Annotated in this window: 15 protein-coding genes and 1 pseudogene; 3 read left to right on the forward strand and 13 right to left on the reverse strand. The window is 71.4% G+C overall.

Features of this window, described 5'->3' with window-relative positions; genetic code table 11:
• Positions 1 to 31: 31 nt before the first annotated feature.
• The 4 genes and pseudogenes from FVA80_RS05640 to FVA80_RS05655 all read right to left on the reverse strand — a co-directional run bounded on the left by FVA80_RS05640 (position 32) and on the right by FVA80_RS05655 (position 2,785).
• On the reverse strand, positions 32 to 595 hold the full coding sequence (locus FVA80_RS05640; RefSeq protein ID WP_147910762.1) for a Uma2 family endonuclease: 564 nt from the start codon (positions 593 to 595) through the stop codon (positions 32 to 34).
• A 61-nt stretch (positions 596 to 656) separates the two neighbouring features.
• Positions 657 to 981, reverse strand: a pseudogene (locus FVA80_RS05645) (hypothetical protein).
• A 40-nt stretch (positions 982 to 1,021) separates the two neighbouring features.
• Positions 1,022 to 1,849, reverse strand: coding sequence for a M23 family metallopeptidase (locus FVA80_RS05650; RefSeq protein WP_147957789.1), 828 nt, complete (start codon positions 1,847 to 1,849; stop codon positions 1,022 to 1,024).
• Between the two features lie 468 nt (positions 1,850 to 2,317).
• On the reverse strand, positions 2,318 to 2,785 hold the full coding sequence (locus FVA80_RS05655) for a peroxiredoxin (protein WP_147910479.1): 468 nt from the start codon (positions 2,783 to 2,785) through the stop codon (positions 2,318 to 2,320).
• Positions 2,786 to 2,960: 175 nt separating this feature from the next.
• Here FVA80_RS05655 and FVA80_RS05660 point away from each other — a divergent pair, with 175 nt between their 5' ends.
• Complete coding sequence (locus FVA80_RS05660; RefSeq protein WP_147910480.1) at positions 2,961 to 6,476, forward strand: DUF3971 domain-containing protein; 3,516 nt, start codon at positions 2,961 to 2,963, stop codon at positions 6,474 to 6,476.
• A 128-nt stretch (positions 6,477 to 6,604) separates the two neighbouring features.
• Here FVA80_RS05660 and FVA80_RS05665 read toward each other — a convergent pair whose 3' ends face one another.
• Positions 6,605 to 7,378, reverse strand: a complete 774-nt coding sequence (locus FVA80_RS05665; protein WP_147910481.1) for a ferredoxin--NADP reductase — start codon at positions 7,376 to 7,378, stop codon at positions 6,605 to 6,607.
• Positions 7,379 to 7,619: 241 nt separating this feature from the next.
• Positions 7,620 to 8,570, reverse strand: coding sequence for a ring-cleaving dioxygenase (locus FVA80_RS05670; RefSeq protein ID WP_147910482.1), 951 nt, complete (start codon positions 8,568 to 8,570; stop codon positions 7,620 to 7,622).
• 131 nt (positions 8,571 to 8,701) lie between these two features.
• Between FVA80_RS05670 and FVA80_RS05675 the strand changes: the two genes are divergently transcribed.
• Complete coding sequence (locus tag FVA80_RS05675) at positions 8,702 to 9,022, forward strand: HigA family addiction module antitoxin (RefSeq protein WP_147910483.1); 321 nt, start codon at positions 8,702 to 8,704, stop codon at positions 9,020 to 9,022.
• A 3-nt stretch (positions 9,023 to 9,025) separates the two neighbouring features.
• Here the strand turns inward: FVA80_RS05675 and FVA80_RS05680 are convergent, their stop codons facing one another.
• From FVA80_RS05680 to ileS, 5 genes are all read right to left on the reverse strand, one after another.
• Complete coding sequence (locus FVA80_RS05680) at positions 9,026 to 10,318, reverse strand: pitrilysin family protein (protein ID WP_147910484.1); 1,293 nt, start codon at positions 10,316 to 10,318, stop codon at positions 9,026 to 9,028.
• Between the two features lie 108 nt (positions 10,319 to 10,426).
• Positions 10,427 to 11,836, reverse strand: a complete 1,410-nt coding sequence (locus tag FVA80_RS05685) for a pitrilysin family protein (RefSeq protein ID WP_147910485.1) — start codon at positions 11,834 to 11,836, stop codon at positions 10,427 to 10,429.
• Between the two features lie 160 nt (positions 11,837 to 11,996).
• Positions 11,997 to 12,659, reverse strand: a complete 663-nt coding sequence (locus FVA80_RS05690; RefSeq protein ID WP_147857338.1) for a hypothetical protein — start codon at positions 12,657 to 12,659, stop codon at positions 11,997 to 11,999.
• Between the two features lie 160 nt (positions 12,660 to 12,819).
• The gene (gene lspA, locus FVA80_RS05695; RefSeq protein ID WP_147957790.1) at positions 12,820 to 13,350 is read right to left on the reverse strand and encodes a signal peptidase II; all 531 of its coding nucleotides are present in this window, start codon (positions 13,348 to 13,350) and stop codon (positions 12,820 to 12,822) included.
• Between the two features lie 220 nt (positions 13,351 to 13,570).
• On the reverse strand, positions 13,571 to 16,549 hold the full coding sequence (gene ileS, locus FVA80_RS05705) for an isoleucine--tRNA ligase (protein ID WP_147908397.1): 2,979 nt from the start codon (positions 16,547 to 16,549) through the stop codon (positions 13,571 to 13,573).
• Positions 16,550 to 16,876: 327 nt separating this feature from the next.
• Between ileS and FVA80_RS05710 the strand changes: the two genes are divergently transcribed.
• Positions 16,877 to 17,146 (forward strand): hypothetical protein, encoded by a 270-nt coding sequence (locus tag FVA80_RS05710; RefSeq protein ID WP_147908398.1) that lies wholly within the window; start codon positions 16,877 to 16,879, stop codon positions 17,144 to 17,146.
• 30 nt (positions 17,147 to 17,176) lie between these two features.
• Here the strand turns inward: FVA80_RS05710 and FVA80_RS05715 are convergent, their stop codons facing one another.
• A complete protein-coding gene (locus tag FVA80_RS05715; protein WP_147908399.1) occupies positions 17,177 to 18,127 on the reverse strand; it encodes a DMT family transporter in 951 nt (316 codons plus the stop codon).
• Between the two features lie 115 nt (positions 18,128 to 18,242).
• On the reverse strand, positions 18,243 to 18,581 hold the full coding sequence (locus FVA80_RS05720; protein WP_147957791.1) for a hypothetical protein: 339 nt from the start codon (positions 18,579 to 18,581) through the stop codon (positions 18,243 to 18,245).
• Positions 18,582 to 18,950 lie beyond the last annotated feature (369 nt).

Raw genomic sequence — 18,950 nt, forward strand, 5'->3', positions numbered from 1 at the left:
AAGCCGGCCGGTTGAGATCGGGTGCGGCCGCTCAGGATGCGAGACCGCGGTAGATGTCGGGCACGGGCACGGCGCCGTCCAGTTCCGGCAACGCGACGCTGCCGTCGGGACCCAGCGCCTGCACGCTCCAGTCGTCGCCCCGGCGCCGCCAGACCTCAACCCGGACCTCGTCAGAATAGACGATCAGCAGGACCTGCAGGCTCGGCACCGTCCGGTAGAAATCGATCTTGCGGCCCCGGTCCAGGCTCATGGTCGAGGGCGACAGCACCTCGGCGACGAGCAGCGGGTCTTCGGCGTACCCGTCCGGCAGCGATGGCCCGCAGCGCACGACCACGTCGGGGATCGGCACGAAGTCGTCCTGCACCGCACTGAGGATTCCGAGCCCCGGCATGGCGCGACAGCCCCGCGGCTCGGCGAGCGCATCCAGGCGTCCGGCCAAGTTCATGACGATGCGCTGGTGCCGCTCGCGCGGCGGCGCCATGAGCACGGGGTCGCCGTCGAGCAGCTCCCAGCGCTCCCCATCCGGGCGGCTCTCCGCCCAATGCCTGAATTCGGCAACATCCATGCGCGCTTCGCGCTTCGCGGCCAAAGCCATCGCCGCCCTCCGATCCAGGCGCGATGGTAGCACCCGCGGGCGCGGCCGCAACAGCGGTGGTTCAGAACGCCACGCGGGCGTAGACCTCGGACACCGGCAGGCCGCCACCGAGTTCCGGCAGGAGAATCGACGCGTCCGGCCCGGCGACCCGCATCGTCCAGCCGGCATCCCGGCGCCAGACCTCGATCCGGGCCTCGTCCCGATAGACGACCGGCAGGGTCTGGAGGCTCGGGACGGTGGCGTAGAAGGCGCGCTTGCGGCCGCGGTCGTTGGTCATGGTGCCGGGCGCTCGGCGGCGCCATCAGCATGGGCCCGCCATCGCGCAGTTCCCAGCGCTCCTCGTCCGGGCGCGGCTCCACCCAGCGCCGGTATTCGGCAACGCGCATGTGCGCGACGCTCTCATGAATCGCAGAAGCCGGCGCCGGCTCAATCCGTCGGGCGCGCGGCCGCGAGGTCCGCGCCGGCCTCGAGGAAGCGCTGCGGATCGACCGGCTCGCCGTCGATCCGCGTCTCGTAGTGCAGGTGCGCCCCGGTGGAGCGCCCGGTCGAGCCGACCAGGCCAAGCACGTCCCCGGCGGCGACGCGCTGGCCGGGGCGCACGGCGATGCGGGCGAGGTGCCCGAACCGGGTGACCACGCCATGGCCGTGATCGATCTCGACCATGTTGCCGTAGCCGCCCGCGAATTCCGCGGTGCTGACCCGTCCGGGCGCGGTGGCGCGGGCGGGCTCGCCGTACTCGGCCTTTAGGTCGAGCCCGGTATGGAGCGCGAGGCCCCGGGTGAACGGATCGAGGCGGGTGCCGAACGGACTCGACACCGTGGGCTGGCCGCGTATCGGCCGGCCGAGCGGCAGCGTCGCGGCGAACTGGTGCAGGCGCACGCCGTCGTCGAGCGCCCGGCGGGCGAGGGCCAAGCGGGTGTCGAAGTGGGTGTCGAAGCCGGTCTCGAAGGCGATGCCGTCCAGAGCGCCGGCATCGAGGGGGACGAGCGGGCCGCCGGTGCCCGCCGCGCTGCGGTCGAAACGGTCGGGATCGAGGCCGGTGCGGCCGATCAGTCCGCGCAGGCGCCGGACCGTGTCGCCGGCCCGCTCGACCAATTGGGCGAGGCGCGCGCCCTGGGCGGCCCGCACGCCGTCGAGCCGCGCTTCCAGGCGGATCAGCCCGGTCTCGGCGTCGAGGGCGCTCCGGCGGGGAGGGCGGGGACGGGAACCGGGCCGGCGCGCCGGCCTCGGCCGGGCGCAGGCGGAACTCGTCATCGCGCTTCGACGGCAGGGCGCCGGTGGTGAGCGGATCGGGGATCTGCGATCCGAGACCTTCCGAACCGAGACTTTGGGATCCGAGACTTTGGGATCCGAGATTTGCCAGGGCCGCCTGCCGGCGCTCCAGCTCGGCCTGACGCTCCAGCGCCGCCGCGACCCGCTCGGCCAGGCTGGATTCGGCCCCGGCCCGGTCACGGTGCGTGCGGTCGAGCCGGTCCTGCAGCTCGGCGAGCCGGGCCTCGTAGGCGTCCCGCATCGCCCCCTGGCGGGCCACGAAGCCGGCCAGCACGTCGTCGTGGAACACGACCAGGTAGGAGGCGCCGAGCGCCCACACGAGGGCGAGGGCGAGCCCGGCGGCGAGGATCTTCGGAAGCGGCGGGCGATGCATCGGGACGGCCCCGTGGGAGCCGCCATTCAGACCCGCTTAGGGTTAAGGATCCGTCGCGCCGCGCGCGCTCCGTCCGGTCAGGGCAGGGCCCGGGCGGCGTCCAGCACCGCCTCGGCATGGCCGGGCACCTTCACCTTCGGCCAGATCCGGGCGATGCGCCCCTCCCGGTCGACCAGCACGGTGGTGCGCTCCACGCCCATGTACTTGCGCCCGTACATGCTCTTCTCGACCCAGACCCCGTAGGCCTCCAGCACGCCCTTGTCCTCGTCGGAGGCCAGCGGGAAGGTAAGGCCGTACTTGCCGCAGAACTTGTCGTGGCTCTTCACCGGGTCCGGCGACAGGCCGATCACCTGCGCGTCGGCGCCCGTGAAGGCCGGCAGCAGGCCGTTGAAGTCCTGCGCCTCCAAAGTGCAGCCGCTCGTATCGTCCTTCGGGTAGAAGTAGAGCACGATCTTGTGACCCCTGAGCGCCGACAGGGCGATCCGCCCTCCGCCGGAGGCGGGGAGGTCGAAATCGGGGGCCTGATCGCCTTCTGATAGTGGCATCGTGCCTTCCTTTCGGCCGATTGATGGTGTGCAGTCCCGCCATGCGCGGCAGCACCATCAGGTTGCGTCGCGCCGCCCGAGCAAAACTCGGAGACGCGCCCGCTGTAAAGCGTGGCCGCGCTTCGATCCACCGGCCGCGGAGTTCCGCGCGCGAAGCCCCGGAACAAGGGTCCCGATGGCGGACGAGACGACCTTGGCAGGCAAGCCTCGGGGGACGGCGCGACGCTGGGGCGGGTTCTGCCTCGTCGGCGCGCTGACCCTGGTGCTGCTCGTCGGCGGCGGGATCGGGCTGGCGGCCCTGCGCCTGTCCAACGGCCCGCTGCAGATCGATGCCCTGTCCCGCCGGGTCGCAGCCGCGGTGGCCGAGCGGATCGGGCCTGGCTGGAGCATCGCCATCCGCGGCAGCAGCCTCGAACTCGACCGCGAGAACGCCCTGAGCCTGCGCTTCTCCGGCCTCGACATCCGCAACCCGCAGGGCGACTTGGTGGTGCGGGCGCCGCTCGCCGTGGTCAGCCTCGACCCCTGGGGCCTCCTGCACCTCAACCTGCAGCCGCGCTCGATCGAGTTCCGCGAGACCCAGACCACCGCCCTCGTGCACCGGGACGGCTCGATCGCGTTCGCGGCCTCCGAGGCCAACCACCCGGTCGACATCGAGCCGCACACGCCGCCGAGCGTGGACGACGCGCGCGGCAAGGTCTCGCCGATCTCGGCGACCCTGGCCTCGATCTTCGGGGTGGTGCTGGATTCCAGCGGCATCGTCGGCGCCCTCGACCGCGCCCGCCTGACCGATGCGCGCCTGCGGCTGATCGACGACGACGGCCGCGAGCGCGCGGTGTTCGCCCGGGTCAACGGACTGTTCGGGCGCGATCCCGTGAACGGAACCCGCAACTTCGAGTTGCGCCTGGACGGCCCCCACGGCGAGTGGCGCTTCGGCGGCTCCCTGCGCGAGGGCGGCGAGCCGCGGGATGGCAAGACGCAGGATGGGAAGACGCAGGATGGGAAGACGCAGGATGGTACGCCGCAGGCGCGCTCCGGGGTGATCACCCTGGACGATCTGCCGGTGCCCGACCTGCTGCTGCTCACGGGCCAATCGAGCCTGCCGCTGACCACCGATCTCAAGCTCTCGGCCCGCGCCGACGTGAGCCTGACGGCCGGGCGGATCACGTCCATGAACGCCAAGGTCCATACCGGCGACGGCACCTTCCTGATCGAGGAGAAGGACTTCAACCCGGTCACGGTCGAGAGCCTGGACGCGACCCTGAACTGGGACGAGACCGGCCGGGTGATGTCGCTCACCGGCCTGGATTACCGGGGGGCCGGCAACGCGGTCCACCTGACCGGCGCCTGGACGGAGAGCCCGCCGGACGCCGCAACCGCCTGGACCGCGACGCTCGCGAGCCGCGACGCCGTCCTGCGCGGGGCGACCCCGCAGGACGCGCCGGTGAAGATCGACGCGATCGACGCGCAGCTCACCGGCCGCGACGGCGGCATCGCCATCGACGCGCTCAACGTGGCGGCCCCCGGCGTGCAGGGGGTGATCACCGGCACGATCGGCACCACCGCCGACGAGGGCGGCCTGACCCTGCGCATCCTCGGCCACGACGGCGAGGTCCGGACCGGGCTGCGGCTGTGGCCGGAGCATATCGCCCCGCCGGCCCGCACCTACCTGGTGGACCAGCTGCGGCGCGGCCGGATCAACGCCGTGGACATCCGCGTGAAGATGTCCGGCACCGTGCTGGCCGCCGCGACCCGGGGCGAGCCCGCCCCCGACGACGCGGTGCATATCGACTTCCGCGTCTCCGACGCGGCGCTGGACGTCACCGCCGACGCGCCGCCGGTGGTGAAGGGCAACGTCTCCGGGACCATCACCGGCCGTTCGACCACCGTGCGCAACGTGACCGCCGAGATCCACGGCCCGGACGGCCGCGGGCTCACGGTCACGGACGGCAGCTTCGTGATCCCGCAGATCACGCCGGACCGGGTCGTGGCGCAGATCGGCATGCGGCTCACCGGCGGGGCCGACGGCATGGCCTCGGTGCTCCAGGCGAAGCTGTTCAAGAGCCTGATGAGCGTCGATCTCGACCCGGCCACGATCAAGGGCAATGCCGACCTGCGCGTCGATTTCCCCCTCGACCTCAAGCACGTGCCCGACCTCCCGAGCCTGCCCGTGACCCTGTCCGGGACGCTCTCCGACCTCTCGGTCGACAAGGTGATGGGGAAGGACCGGCTGGAGGCGGGCAGGTTCACTCTGCTGTACGACCGCGGCGCCTTCACGCTGAAGGGCGACGGCCGGGTCGCGGGCGCCCCCATCTCGGTGGACATGCGCCAGCCCAAGGTCGGCCAGCCCGGCGAGGCGGTGGTCACAGTGGCCCTCGACGAGGCCTTGCGCGGCAAGAAGGGCCTGCCGACCGCACCGCAGCTGTCCGGCACCATCCCGGTCCGCGCCGTGGTGCCGATCGGCCGCCCGGGAACGGCCAAGCCGCCGATCCGGGTCGAGGCGGATCTCGCCAGGGCCGGCATCGACGGGCTGGTGCCCGGGCTGACCAAGCCGACGGGCAAGCCGGGCCGCCTCAGCTTCACGCTGGTGGATGCCGGCCAGACCTACGAGCTGCGCGACTTCGCCCTCGACGCCGCCCCGGCCTCCGCGCGCGGCAGCCTCACGATCAGCCCGGAGGGCGGCCTGGAGCGCGCCGACCTGACGAACGTCAAGCTGTCGCCGGGCGACGACCTGCGGGTGAGCCTCGACCGCACCGGCAACGGCTACAAGGTCGTGGTCCGCGGCGCGGTGGTCGATGCGCGCCCGTTCCTCAAGTCCCTGGGCGGCCCGGACGCCAAGAGCGGCAAGGAGGCGAAGGAGTCCAACCCGAAGGATGTCGATGCCGACATCCAGGTCCCGATCGTGGCGGGCTTCAACGACGAGGCGCTGACCAACGCCAACCTGCGGCTGTCGCTGCACGGCCGGACCCTGCGGGCGGCCAACATCACCGGGCGCTTCCGCGCGGCGGCGTTCGTCGCCAGCGTCGCCCGGGGCGAACGCGGCGTGCCGACGCTGGCGGTGGAGTCGGCCGATGCCGGCGCGACGTTGCGCTTCGTCGACGTCTACCGGCGGATGTATGGCGGGCGCCTCACCGCCGGGATCGGCCTCAACGACGGCCCGCAGGCCGGCGTGGTCCAGATCCGCGACTTCTCGCTCCGCAACGAGCCGGCCCTGTCGAGCATCATGGCACAGGGGCCGGAGCCCTCCGAGGCGGAGACGGTCCGCGGCCGCCGCATCGCCCCGGGCCGGGCGGCCGGCGACGTCACCTTCGACCGGATGCGGGCCAACTTCGTGCGCAGCGGCAGCCGGGTCGACTTCAGCGACGCGGCGATCTCGAACGCCGCGATGGGCTTCACCCTGTCGGGCTGGCTCGATACCGGCCGGGAGCGCACGGACATGACCGGCACCTTCGTGCCGCTCTACGGGCTCAACAACGTCGCCTCGCAGCTGCCTCTCCTCGGGCCGCTCCTCGGGGGCGGGCACAACGAGGGGCTGTTCGCCGTCAACTTCCGCGTCTCCGGCAAGCTCGCCTCGCCGGACGTGAGCGTGAACCCGCTCTCGGCGATCGCCCCGGGCTTCCTGCGCAAGCTGTTCAGCGCCGGCGGCGGCCCCTTCGCGGACGGCCTGCCACCGGTGCCGCAGGGGGAGCGGTGAGGCGTGGCCGCCGGCACGTCTTCGAGCAGCACCGTCCTTGCCGGCGGACGACTGTGAACGCGGTTGGGTCGGCATGAAAAAGCCCGGCGCGGCGGACCGCACCGGGCTGAACCCAAAGTCCCAAAGAACTACTTCTCGACGAAGGCCTTCTCGATCACGTAGTGGCCGCCCTCGCCGTGATTGCCTTCCTCGTAGCCGCCGTTGCTCAGCAGCTCGCGGGTGTCGCGGATCATGTCGGGGCTGCCGCAGAGCATGAAGCGATCGTTCTCCACCGACATCGCCGGCAGGCCGATATCGGCAAACAGCTTGCCCGAGACCATCAAGTCGGTGATCCGGCCGCGGTTGCGGAACGGCTCGCGGGTCACGGTGGGGTAGTAGATCAGCTGGTTCGAGATCATCTCGCCCAGGAACTCGTGCTTGGGCAGGGACTCGTTGATCGTCTCGCCGTAGGCCAGCTCTTGAACCTGACGGCAACCATGGACCAGCACGACTTTCTCGAACCGGTCGTAGGTCTCCGGGTCCTTGATGATCGACAGGAACGGCGCGAGCCCCGTGCCGGTGCCGAGCAGGTAGAGGTTGCGGCCCGGCAGCAGGTTGTCGAGCACCAGGGTGCCGGTGGGCTTCTTGCCGACGATGATCGGGTCGCCGACCTTGAGGTGCTGGAGCTTGGAGGTCAGCGGACCGTCCTGCACCTTGATCGAGAAGAACTCGAGCTCCTCCTCGTAGTTCGCCGAGACCACCGAGTAGGCGCGCAGCAGCGGCCGCCCCTCGACCTCGAGGCCGATCATGGTGAACTCGCCGTTGCGGAACCGGAACGCCGGATCCCGCGTGGTGCGGAACGAGAACAGGTTGTCGGTCCAGTGATGCACCGACAGAACGCGCTCCTCGTAGAACTTGCTCATCGACGGATCAGTCCTCGAATCCTCTGATGCTCGGCCCATGCCCCCGATGAATCAGGGCGCATGGGGTTCGGCGGGCGACCGCCGCCCCGCGGCTGCGGGGGCGACCCCCGGGAGCGATCTCGCCGGGATCCGGACGTCGAACCCCTGATCGGATGCTTCTTTCGCAGTTGCAGCACGCTCGTCAAGGCGCACCAGGATCACACCTGCCGAAGAAGTGAATCGCCTGGAATCGTTCGAATATTTAACCGGCGGTGACCGGCCGCAGCGGCTTCAGCCCCGCTTCGATCTCCGCGCGGCGCGGCTCCAGGAACGGCGGCAGGGCGAGGCGCGCGCCGAGACTCTCCAACGGCTCGTCGGCGGTGAAGCCCGGCCCGTCGGTGGCGATCTCGAACAGAATGCCGTTGGGCTCGCGGAAATACAGGCTGCGGAAATAGTAGCGGTCCACCGGCCCGCTGCTCGGCACCCGGGCGGCCTTCAGCCGGTCGGCCCAGGCCTGGTAATCCGCATCGGGGATGCGGAAGGCGACGTGGTGGACCGCGCCCGCACCCTGCTGCGCCGGCGGGGCGGCGTCGGCGAGGAGCTGAACCTCGGCGGCCGGGCCCCCCGACCCCATGGCGTAGACCTCGACCGGGCCGTCGCCGGTCTCGAAGCGCCGCGACAGGCGCATGCCGAGCAGATCGTTCAACACGGCAGCGGTGCGTGAAGGGGCCGACACGGACAGCCGGATCGGGCCGAGGCCGCGGATCTGGTAGGCCGCCGGCACCGGGGAGGCGTCCCACGGGTGCTCCGGGCCGGTGCCCCCGTCATCGACCAGGGCGAGGCGCTGGCCCTCGGGATCCTCGAAATCCACGGTGAGGCGTCCGTCACGCAGGGCGGGCTCGGCCGCCACGGCACCAGCATCGCGCAGGCGCGTGTGCCACCACGCCACCGCGCCCTCGCCCGGCACGCGCAGGTGGGTGCGGGTGATGCTGTTCGACCCGCGCCGCTCGGGGGGCGCCGGCCAGTCGAAGAACGTGATGTCGGTACCCGGGCTCGCCAGGCCATCCGCGTAGAACAGGTGATAGGCCGAGACGTCGTCCTGATTCACGGTCTTCTTCACCAGCCGTAGGCCGAGCGTGCCGGTGTAGAACGCCACGTTCTCCGCGGCGCGGGCGGTCACCGCGGTGAGGTGATGGATGCCGGTGAGTTGCATGGCTTTTCGTGTGGGCCCCGCTTTGAGGCGCCTCAGGTGGGGTTCGGACGACGGCGTTGCGAGCGCAAAGCTGGATTGCAGCGGGCGTAAGGGGGTAGACTGCGATGCCCCACGCCTCTGGGAGACACCCGATGGCCGTCGCGTACGAGACCGACACCGTCCTGCCGCCGCTGCATCCCGGCGAGGTGCTGCGCGAGGACTTCCTGATTCCCCTCGGCCTGTCGGCCGGCACGGTGGCGCGGGCCTGCCGGGTCCCGCGGACCCGGATCGAACGGATCGCCGCCGAGCAGATCGGAGTCTCGACCGACACGGCGCTGCGTCTTAGCCGCTATTTCGGCACGAGCGCAGAGTTCTGGCTCAACCTCCAGCGTCAGTACGAGGTGGAGACGCTGAGCCGCAGCATCGGGCCGGAGATCGCGCGGATCGCGCCGCTCGCCCCCGCGGCGGCCTGAACCTCAGAGCCCGACCGGCCGGCCGGCGGCCACAACCAGCATCCGGCCGTCCGCAAAGGTCCGGGCGGCGGCGCGGCGGATGTCGGCCTGGGTCACGGCCGAGACCAGGGCGTTGCGGCGGGCGATGTAGTCCATACCCAATTCCTCGAAGGCGATCTGCACCAGTTGGTGGGCGATCTTGGTCGAGGTGTCGAAGCCCAGCGCGTAGGAGCCGGTGAGGTAGTCCTTGGCCTTCTGCAGCTCGTCGTCGTCAGGGCCATCCGTGATCAGCCGGCCGATCTCGTCGCCGATCACCGACAGCGCCTCGCCGACGCGCTCGTTCTTGGTGGCGGTGTAGCCCCAGGTCATCGCGGCCGAGCGGTGGCTGACCAGCGAGGTCCCCACCGAGTAGGCCAGGCCGCGCTTCTCGCGCACCTCCTGGAACAGACGCGAGGTGAACGCGCCGCCGCCCAGGATGTGGTTCAGGACGTAGGCCGGGATGAAGTCCGGGTCGCGCCAGGGCACGCCGGCCATGCCGAAGCGGATCACCGATTGCGGCACGTCGAGGTCGACCACGATGCGCCGGCCGAGATCCTGCACCTCGGTCCGCGGCACCGCCTTCAGCGTCCCGGCCTCGGGCAGGGCTCCGAAGGCGCGGTTCAGGCCCTCGGCCAGCTGCTCGGCCCCGATGGCGCCCACCGCCGCGACCTTCACCCGGCCGCGCCCGATGATGCGGGCATGCATCTCCAGGAGGTCGTCCCGGGTGATGGTGGCGACGCTCTCGACCGTGCCCGAGGAGGGCCGGGCATAGGCGTGGCCGGCGAACGCCTCCTTGAAGAACCGGCGCGAGGCCAGCACGCCCGGGTCGTTCTGCTGGTAGCGCAGGCCGGCGATGACCTGGCCCCGGACGCGCTCGATCGCGTCCGGGTCGAGGCGCGGCTTGGCCAGCGCCAGGGCGAGGAGCGCGATGCCCTCGTCGGCGTGCTTGACCAGCATCTTGAGCGAGCCGCCGACCGCGTCGGGGCCGGCATGGAAGGACAATTCGATCGCCCGGGCGGCCAGCCGCTCCTGGAAGGCGTCGGAGGTGAGGTCGCCCGCGCCCTCGTCGAGGAGCCGGGCCAGCATCTGAGCGCAGCCGGCCTTGCCGGCGGGATCCTGGGCGGCACCGCCCTCGAACGTGAAGGCCAGCGCGATCATCGGCACCACGGGGGATTCGACGTGCCACGCCTCGATGCCCGCGGCGGTCGTCACCGGCAGGGCCGTGGTGGGCGAGCTGGCGGGGGCGGCGGTGTCGACCAAGTTCTCGGCGACGCTCATGGGAACCTCATTGTCTTATCGTGTCACGGGCGGAGGCGGAGCAAGCTCTCGTCCTGACGCAGGTCCCGGCGGCGCGAGAAAGCGCCCGCCGGGCCACGCCCGAAGGAACTACTCCGCGGCCATCGCGACCGGGGCGTCGGGGTCCTGAGCCTTGGTCAGGTAGCCGGTGACCGAGCGGGCCGGGGTCAGCCAGCGCTCGGCGGCCAGCTTGAGGCGCTCCTGCGAGACCGCCTCGATGTCGGTCGGCCAGCGGCGGACCTCCTCGATGGTCTCGCCGATCGCCAGCGCGGAGCCGTAGATCCGGGCGAGCGAGGACTGGCTGTCGGAGGAGTAGACGGTCTCGGCCACCAGCCGGGTCTTGGCCCGCTCGATCGCCTCGGCGCCGAGCGCCTCCGCGGGGGCGCGGCGCAGGATCTTGTCCACGGCCTCCTCCAGCGCCTCCAGGGAGACGCCCTCGGCCGGCACCGCGTAGACGGAGAACCGGGTCTCGTCGATCGCCGAGCCCATGTACCAGGCGCCGGCATTCACCGCGAGGCCGGTCTCCATGACCAGCTTGCGGTAGAGGTAGGAGGTCGAGCCGCCGCCCAGCACCTCGGCGAGCAGCTCGAGGTCGTGGCAGCCGCCGTCGCGGGCGGTGATGCAGGAGGGGGTCAGGTAGAGCCGCTGCAGGGTCGGCTGCTCGACCTTCGGGTCGGCGACCGCGACCCGCCGCAGGGCCTTGGGCTCGGGCTCGCGCGCCCGCAGGCGCTCGGGACGGGTGCCCTGGGGGGCGACGCGCCCGTAGGTCTCGTCCGCAAGCCGGCGGACCTCGTCCGGGGTCACGTCGCCAGCCACCACCAGGATCGCGTTCTCGGGGGTGTAGAAGCGCTTGTAATAGGCCAGCGCGTGCTCGCGATTCAGGCCCTCGATCTCGTGCATCCAGCCGATGATCGGGATCCCGTAGGGGTGGTGCACGAACAGCGAGGCGGCCATCGCCTCGGAGAGCTGGGCGGAGGGGTCGGTCTCGACCCGCATGCGCCGCTCCTCCAGAACCACGTCGCGCTCGGGGGCGACCACGGCGTCGTCGAGGACGAGGCCGCCCATGCGGTCGGCCTCGAACGCCATCATGGTGCCGAGATGGTCGCGGGCGACCCGCTGGAAATAGGCGGTGTAGTCGTAGCTGGTGAACGCGTTCTCCTGGCCGCCGAGGCCCGAGACCGCCTTCGAGAAGGCCCCCACCGGGTGCTTCTCGGTGCCCTTGAACATCAGGTGCTCGAGGAAGTGGGCGATGCCCGATTGGCCCAACGGATCATCGGCCGAGCCGTTGCGATACCAGATCATGTGGGTCGCGACGGGGGCCCGGTGATCGGGCACCACCACCACGTCGAGGCCGTTGTCGAGGGTGAAGGCCGTGACTTCGGGTCCACCCGCCTCGGAGCGTCCGAACGGCGCGGCCTCGCCCCGGCCGGCGCTGCCGCCGTAGGGCGAGCCCGGACGCGGCGGGAAGAGGGTGGGCGTCGCCTTCCTGAACAGGTGCATTCCGCTTTCCTTTTGCCGGCCCCGTGCCGGCGACGCCCCTGACCGGAACGCACGCGTGGATCGGGGCCGTCCTCGTCTCCGGCCGGCAAGAGCCGTACCGGGACAGACATGTCATGTTGCCATGCCGGGCCGCCGTTGCAACGGCGCCACAGCCTGATGGTTACTGCTGGGCCCGCTGGCGCTGGTAGGCCCGGGGGTCGGCCTCGTCGCGCTCGCGGCTGGCGTTGTTGATCGGGTCCCGCGACGGCGGCTGGGCCAGCTTCTTCGGAGATTGCCGGTAGCCGGTGGGCGGATCGGTCAGGATGTCCCGGGCCGGCTCGACATCCGAGGGCTCGGCGTTGGCGCTCTTGCCCTTCAGCAGGTCGAACGGGCTGAGCAGGCTGTCGTCGCGGTTGGTGTCGCCCGGCTTGCGCTCGGCCTCGGTGGTGACGCTCGCCCCGGCGCGGCGGCCGTTGCGGATCTCGTCCACCGACAGGGTGGCGTTGTTGTCGTCGTAGCGGCCGCGTGCCTGGTTGCCCACCGGGCGCCGCCGCTCGGCGGCCGCGCGCTCGCGCTCGACGATCTCGGGATCCTTGGGCCAGGCGGTGCTGGTGGAGCGGGCCCGGGGCTGCGGCAGGACCTTGCCGTCGAGCTTGGGCGGCATCACCAGCGGCGGGCGCTCGTGATAGTCGATCGGGTCCTGGCGCTTCTCCAGGAGGCCGATGCCGGAGAGCGCGTCGCGCATGAACTCGCCGCGCTCCTGCGCCTGCGCGCCGCCGGCCAGCAGCGGCGCCAACGCGACCGCGGCGGAGAGGATGAGACGAAGCCTGCGATGCCCGGTCATGCTGCCTCACGGGTTCCGGCCGGAAATCCGGCGCGGGGATGGCCGCCACGCGGCCTGATCCGACAGGTCCCGGGGTGGGACCGGTTTCCGGCGATCGTATGGCGCCTTGACCGCATCGCACCAGAGCCTTGAGGCAACTGGGGCCTGTGTGTTGCGCGAATCATAGGCGCGGAGCTGGATCGGGCCGGGCCGGGCCGGTCTTGGCCGGATCCTTGGACGTACCGCGCCCGGCTGGGCTCAGGCTGTCGAGGACCAGCCCGATCACCCCGGCGACGATCGCCGCGTCGGCCACGTTGAACACGTACCAGGACCAGCCGCCGGCATGCAGGTGGACGAAGTCGAACACCGCCCCGTAGGCGGCCCGGTCGATGGCGTTGCCGAGCGCACCGCCGACGATCAGCCCCAGCGCCACCGCCAGCAGCCGCGAGCCGGCCCGGGTCATCCAGATGCCGAGGCCGAGGGCGGCGGCGAGCGACAGGATCACCAGGAACCAGCGCCCGAACCCGCTCTCCTGCTGGAACAGGCCGTAGGAGACGCCCCGGTTCCAGACCACCACGAAGTCGGCGAACGGCGCCAGCCGCCACGGCTGGGTCAGCACGAGGTCGGTGCCGAAATAGAGCCCGAGCTTGGAGGCCTGGTCGAGGACCAGGGTGAGGAACAGGGCCAGCAGGCCGGCGCGGGTGGGGGTCATGGGCGGGGACCGGACACACGCGCGTTTCCCTCCCCCCTCTGCGGGGGAGGGTACCCTGCGAAGCAGGGGGGGAGAGGGGCAGCGCGACGCTTCAGGGTTTCACGCGTGTCGCGCGCCTTCCGGACACGGCGCTCCCCTCTCCCGACCCTCGCTGACGCGAGGCCCACCCTCCCCCGCAGAGGGGGGAGGGAGGCGTCGGCGGTGTAGGCGCCCAAAACCCTCACACCGCGCTCGCCTCCGGGTGCGCCGCGTCCCACTCGCGCAGGGCCTGGGCGTCGCGGGGGGTGACGTCCGGGTAGTCCGGGTCGCCGCCCACCGTCGGGGTGACCCGCCAGGAGCGGACGCATTTGCGCCCCTCGGCCAGGGTCGGCACCACGGCCACGCCGCGCACCTCGTCGAGCCGGAACGCCTCCGCCGGGCCCTCACCGGCCTCCACCGTGATCGCGGAGGTGATGCAGGTGTCGGCGAAGTCGCAGCCCTCCAGGGCGGCGAGCAGCTCGGGGTCCCCGACGTAGACAGTCGGGGCCGCCTCCAGGCTCGCGCCGATGCGCTTGGCCGCACGCTCGACCTCCAGGGCACCGGTCACGGCCCGGCGCACCTTCCGGATTTTCTGCCAGCGCTCCGCGAGGGGGACGTCGAGCCATTCGGCCGGGGTCTCCGGCAGGGTCTGGAGATGCACCGAGCCGTCGGCGGACGGGTAGCGCTCGAGCCAGGCCTCCTCCGCCGTGAAGGCGAGCACCGGCGCCAGCCAGACCACCACGCGGCGGAAGGTCTCGTCGATCACCTGTAGGGCCGCCCGGCGGGTCACCGACGAGATCGGGTCGCAGTACAGCGCGTCCTTACGCACGTCGAAGTAGAACGACGACAGGTCGCCGGTCATGAAGCCGTTGAGCAGGGCCACGACCCGTTTGGTGTCGTAGGTCGCGTAGGCCTCACGGATCTCGCCGTCGAGCTCGGCCAGCCGGTGCAGGATCAGCCGCTCCAGCTCCGGCATATTTTGGAACGCGACGTCATCCCCCTGGATCCGATGCGCCAGGGAGCCGAGCATCCAGCGCAGGGAGTTCCTGAGCTTCCGGTAGGTCTCCGCGAACGTCTTGATGATCTCCGGGCCGATCCGCAGGTCGTCGGTGTAGTCGGAGGCGGCGACCCACAGGCGCAGGATGTCGGCGCCCGAATCCTTGATGATGCTCTGCGGCGCGACGACGTTGCCCTTCGACTTCGACATCTTCAGGCCCTTGCCGTCGAGCACGAAGCCGTGGGTCAGGACGATGTCGTAGGGCGCCCGGCCGCGGGTGCCGGAGGATTCGAGCAGCGAGGACTGGAACCAGCCCCGGTGCTGGTCGGAGCCCTCCAGGTACATCACCCGGTCCTGGCCGCCGTCGCGGACGCGCCGCACGCCGGCGAGCGCCGGGAACGCCTCCGGATCGTCCAGCACGAAGGCATGGGTCGAGCCGGAATCGAACCAGACGTCGAGGACGTCCGTCACCTTCTCGTAGGCGGCCGGGTCGTGGTCCGGGGCCAGGAAGCGCTGCGCCGCGTCGTCCCGGAACCAGGCATCGGCGCCCTCTTCCTTGAAGGCGTCGCGGATCCGGGCGTTGACGCCTTCGTCCTTGAGGATCTCGCCGCTCTCCCGGTGGACGAACACGGTGATCGGCACGCCCCAGGCGCGCTGGCGCGAGACCACCCAGTCGGGCCGATTGCCGACCATGCCGTTGATGCGGTTTTTTCCTTGGGGCGGCACCCACTGGGTCTCGTCGATGCTCTGGAGCGCGACCTCCCGCAGCGAGCGGTTGCCCAGGCTGTCCACCGGACGGTCCATGGCGATGAACCATTGCGGGGTGTTCCGAAAAATCACCGGCTTCTTGGAGCGCCAGGAATGTGGGTACTGGTGGCGCAGCACGCCGCGGGCGACCAGCGCCCTGACCTCGGTGAGCGCGGCGATGACCGCCTTGTTGGCGTCGCCCTTCTCGCCCTTGTCGGTGAGCACCCGGGTGCCCTCGAAGCCCGGCGCGGCCTTGGTCAGGGCGCCGTCCGCATCCACCGTGTAGGGGATCGCGGGGTCGATGCCGCGCTCCTGCAGCAGCCGGCCGCTGGACATCCAGAGATCGAAATCCTCGCGGCCGTGGCTTGGCGCCGTGTGGACGAAGCCGGTGCCGGATTCGTCGGTCACGTGGTCGCCGTCGAGCATCGGCACGGCGAAGTCGTAGCCGCGGCCGGCGAGCGGATGCGCCAGGGTGAGGCCGGACAGCGTCTCCGGCCGCACGTCGGCGACGCGCTCGAACGCCTCGACCCGGGCCGCCTTGAACACGGTGGCGGCCAGGCTGTCGGCCAGCAGGTAGGTCTGCCCGGGGGTCGCCCAGTTCTCGGCCGGCGCCTGCGTGACGCGGTAGAGCCCGTAGGCGATTTTTTTGGAGTACGCGACGGCGCGGTTGCCCGGCATGGTCCAGGGGGTGGTCGTCCAGATCACCACGCGGGCGTCTTTCAGCGCCGCATCGGCCCCGTCATCGGCTCCTTGCCGGATCGGGAACGCGACGAACACGGTATCGCTGACATGCTCCTCGTACTCGACCTCGGCCTCGGCCAGCGCGGTCTTCTCGACCACCGACCACATCACCGGCTTGGAGCCGCGATAGAGCTGGCCGCTCATCGAGAACTTCATCAGCTCGTCGGCGATCACCGCCTCGGCCGGGTAGGCCATGGTCGCGTAGGGATGGTCCCAGTCGCCGGTGACGCCGAGGCGCTTGAACTCCGCCCGCTGCACGTCGAGCCAGTGGGCCGCGAAGGTCCGGCATTCCTGCCGGAACTCGATCACCGGCACGTCGTCCTTGTTGCGGCCCTTGGCGCGGTACTGCTCCTCGATCTTCCACTCGATCGGCAGGCCGTGGCAATCCCAGCCGGGGACGTAGTTGGCGTCGAGGCCGAGGGCGCCGGCCGAGCGCACCACCACGTCCTTCAGGATCTTGTTGAGCGCCGTGCCGATATGGATGTTGCCGTTGGCGTAGGGCGGCCCGTCGTGCAGCACGAAGCGCGGCCGGCCCGAAGCGGCGGCGCGGATCTTCCCGTAGAGGTCGATCGCGGCCCAGCGCTCCAGCAGCAGCGGCTCCCGGGTCGGCAGGCCGGCGCGCATCGGAAACTCGGTGCGCGGCAGGAACAGGGTCTTGGAATAGTCGCGGGCAGCCGCGGTCTCGGGGGTGGTCATCGGATCTCGCATCGGCGGTCGGGCCGGCGGCAATGGGCCGGCAAGGGCAGGGCGGGCGGCAGCAGGATCCCGGACTTCCGCGCGGCCTCGCCGAAGCGGGCACTCATTTACGCGGAGGCCGGGCCAATAATTCGAAGCCTGCGGCCCAGGCCGCGAAGAGCATGCGAAGCGAACATGACCCGTTCTCTAGCAGCGGCCCCTTCCCGATGCCAGCGGGCGGCCCTGCGAGGCCTGATGAGACCTTTCGGCGCTTGAACCGTTGACCGGTACGTCCTCCGCGACGCGCACGTCGCGGAACTCGTCCCGAACGACGACCAGGAGTTGACCATGAAGAAGCTGATGATCGCCGCCCTCGCCCTCGCCCCGCTGGCCTTCGCCACCGGCGCCGAAGCCCAGGGCACGGCCAGGGGCGCCCAGCGCGGCGTCGAGGACGGCTCGGCTGCGGCCGGCCCGGTCGGTGGCGTCGTGGGCGGCGCGGTGGGTGCGGCCACCGGCACCGTCGGCGGCGTGCTCGGCACCGATCCGGATCCGGCCCGCCGCGCCCGCGAGAACCGCCGCGAGGAGCGCATGGACCGCCAGGAGCGCATGGGCCGCTAAAGCCCCGCCTCAGAGATCGGTCGGTCGCCCTCAGGCGGCCGGCCTGTCCCGCCGGATCGTCTCCTGCGCCAGGAGATAGAGGCCGGAGCCGACCACGATCATGGCGCCGGCGACCGTCCAGCGGCTCGGCACGTCGCCGAACAGCAGGAAGCCCAGCGTCACGGACCACAGCAGCTGCGTATAGATGAACGGCGCCAGCACGTTGGCCGGCGCGCGGGCATGCGCCATCACCAGCAGCCAGTGCCCGAGCGTGCCGAACAGCGCGACCCCAATCAGCAACGCCCAATGGGTCAGGCTCGCCGGGTTCGTCCAGATCCAGGGCAGGAGCGGCGCCATAAGCGCCAAGCCCGCCAGCCCGGTGTAGAACATGGTGGTGGCGGTGGAATCGTAGGCCGCGAGCTTGCGTGTGATGATCGCGTAGAAGGCGTAGACCACGACGTTGGCCACGCACAGCAGGGCGGCCGGGTGCATCCCGCCGAGGCCCGGGCGGACGATCACCAACACGCCCAGGAACCCGACGCCGATCGCGGCCATCCGGGCCCGCGACGACCATTCGCCGAGCAGCGGCCCGGCCAGCAGCGCCACCGTGAGCGGGGCGGCGAACTGGATCGAGATCGTCTCGGCAAGCTGCAGGTAGCGCAGGGCCAGGAAGTTCAGGGCCGTGGAGGCGAACAGCAGCAGCGAGCGCGCGATCTGCAGCGTCAGCCGCCGGCTCTTCACCACCCCGGGCGTGCGCACCGGGTTGATGAACAGCGAGATCATCGCGACGCTGGCGGCGTAGCGCATGAAGGTGGTGACCAGCGGGTCGACCTCGGCCCGCGCCAGCGTCTTGGCGCAGGCGTCGAGGCTCGCGAAGAAGGCGACCGCGCTGCACATCAAGGCGATGCCGACGATCCGCCGGCGGTGCGCGAGGTCGGGTGACGGGACCGCACACGCGGAGGCCCTGTCGTTGGCGACGGATGTCGCGACCTGCGTGCTCATGCCTGCCAAATCTCGGTGGAGGCCTGCTTATCTGCCACGCGTGCACCCGCGGCGGCACCCGCCGCCGCGCAGGGGAACCATGCAGCCGGCACGGCGTCGGGCGCCGATGCCGGGCTCAGCGCTTGGCCGCGACCTTGTCGGCGGCCGCCGTCTTCGTCGCCGTCTTGGCGACCTTGGCTTTCGCCGGGGCCGCTCCGGCGATCAGCGCGGCCAGATGCCCCTGGTCCAGGCCCGCGGCCGGAGCCGGCACGGGGCCCGGCGCGAGGGCGGCCGCGCTCGCGGGCCGGCGCGGCTCGATCGAGCCGGTCGCGGCTGGATCGGGCAAGCTGGCAAAGGCCGCGATCGGACTCGCGGGGGTGGATTCGCGCTGCACGCGCAACGTCCAATGGGCGGCGGTCGAGAGAGCGGCGATCCCGAGGATCGCCTTGATGCCGCCGGTGAGCAGGGCTCGCATGGTGGTCAGGCCCGAAAGAACGCGGTTACGCCGGACCGGATCCCGGCCCTATCGCATCATCGCGCGGGAGCGTGAACGAAGCTGCAACCGCCTGGCGTTGCATCGTCCCGGATCGGGGCAGGGCGCCGGATCGGGCGAGGCGTCGGATCGGGCTGCCCGGATGCCGCCGCGGGCACCTGTCGACGCCGATAGCGAACGGAAATCTTTGTGGGCCTTGCGCCGAGCCCGCGGTTCCTGTTCCCCGCGCTCCCGACACTCCTGCAGCGACTCGGCCCACTGAGCCTCACAGGATTGGTCCAGAGAACTGGTCCGAACCACCCCGTCACTGCCGGCCCCGCTACCATGCAGGCCCGAGCGGGCTCGCGAAAC

The organism is Methylobacterium sp. WL1 (assembly GCF_008000895.1).
Lineage (GTDB): Bacteria > Pseudomonadota > Alphaproteobacteria > Rhizobiales > Beijerinckiaceae > Methylobacterium.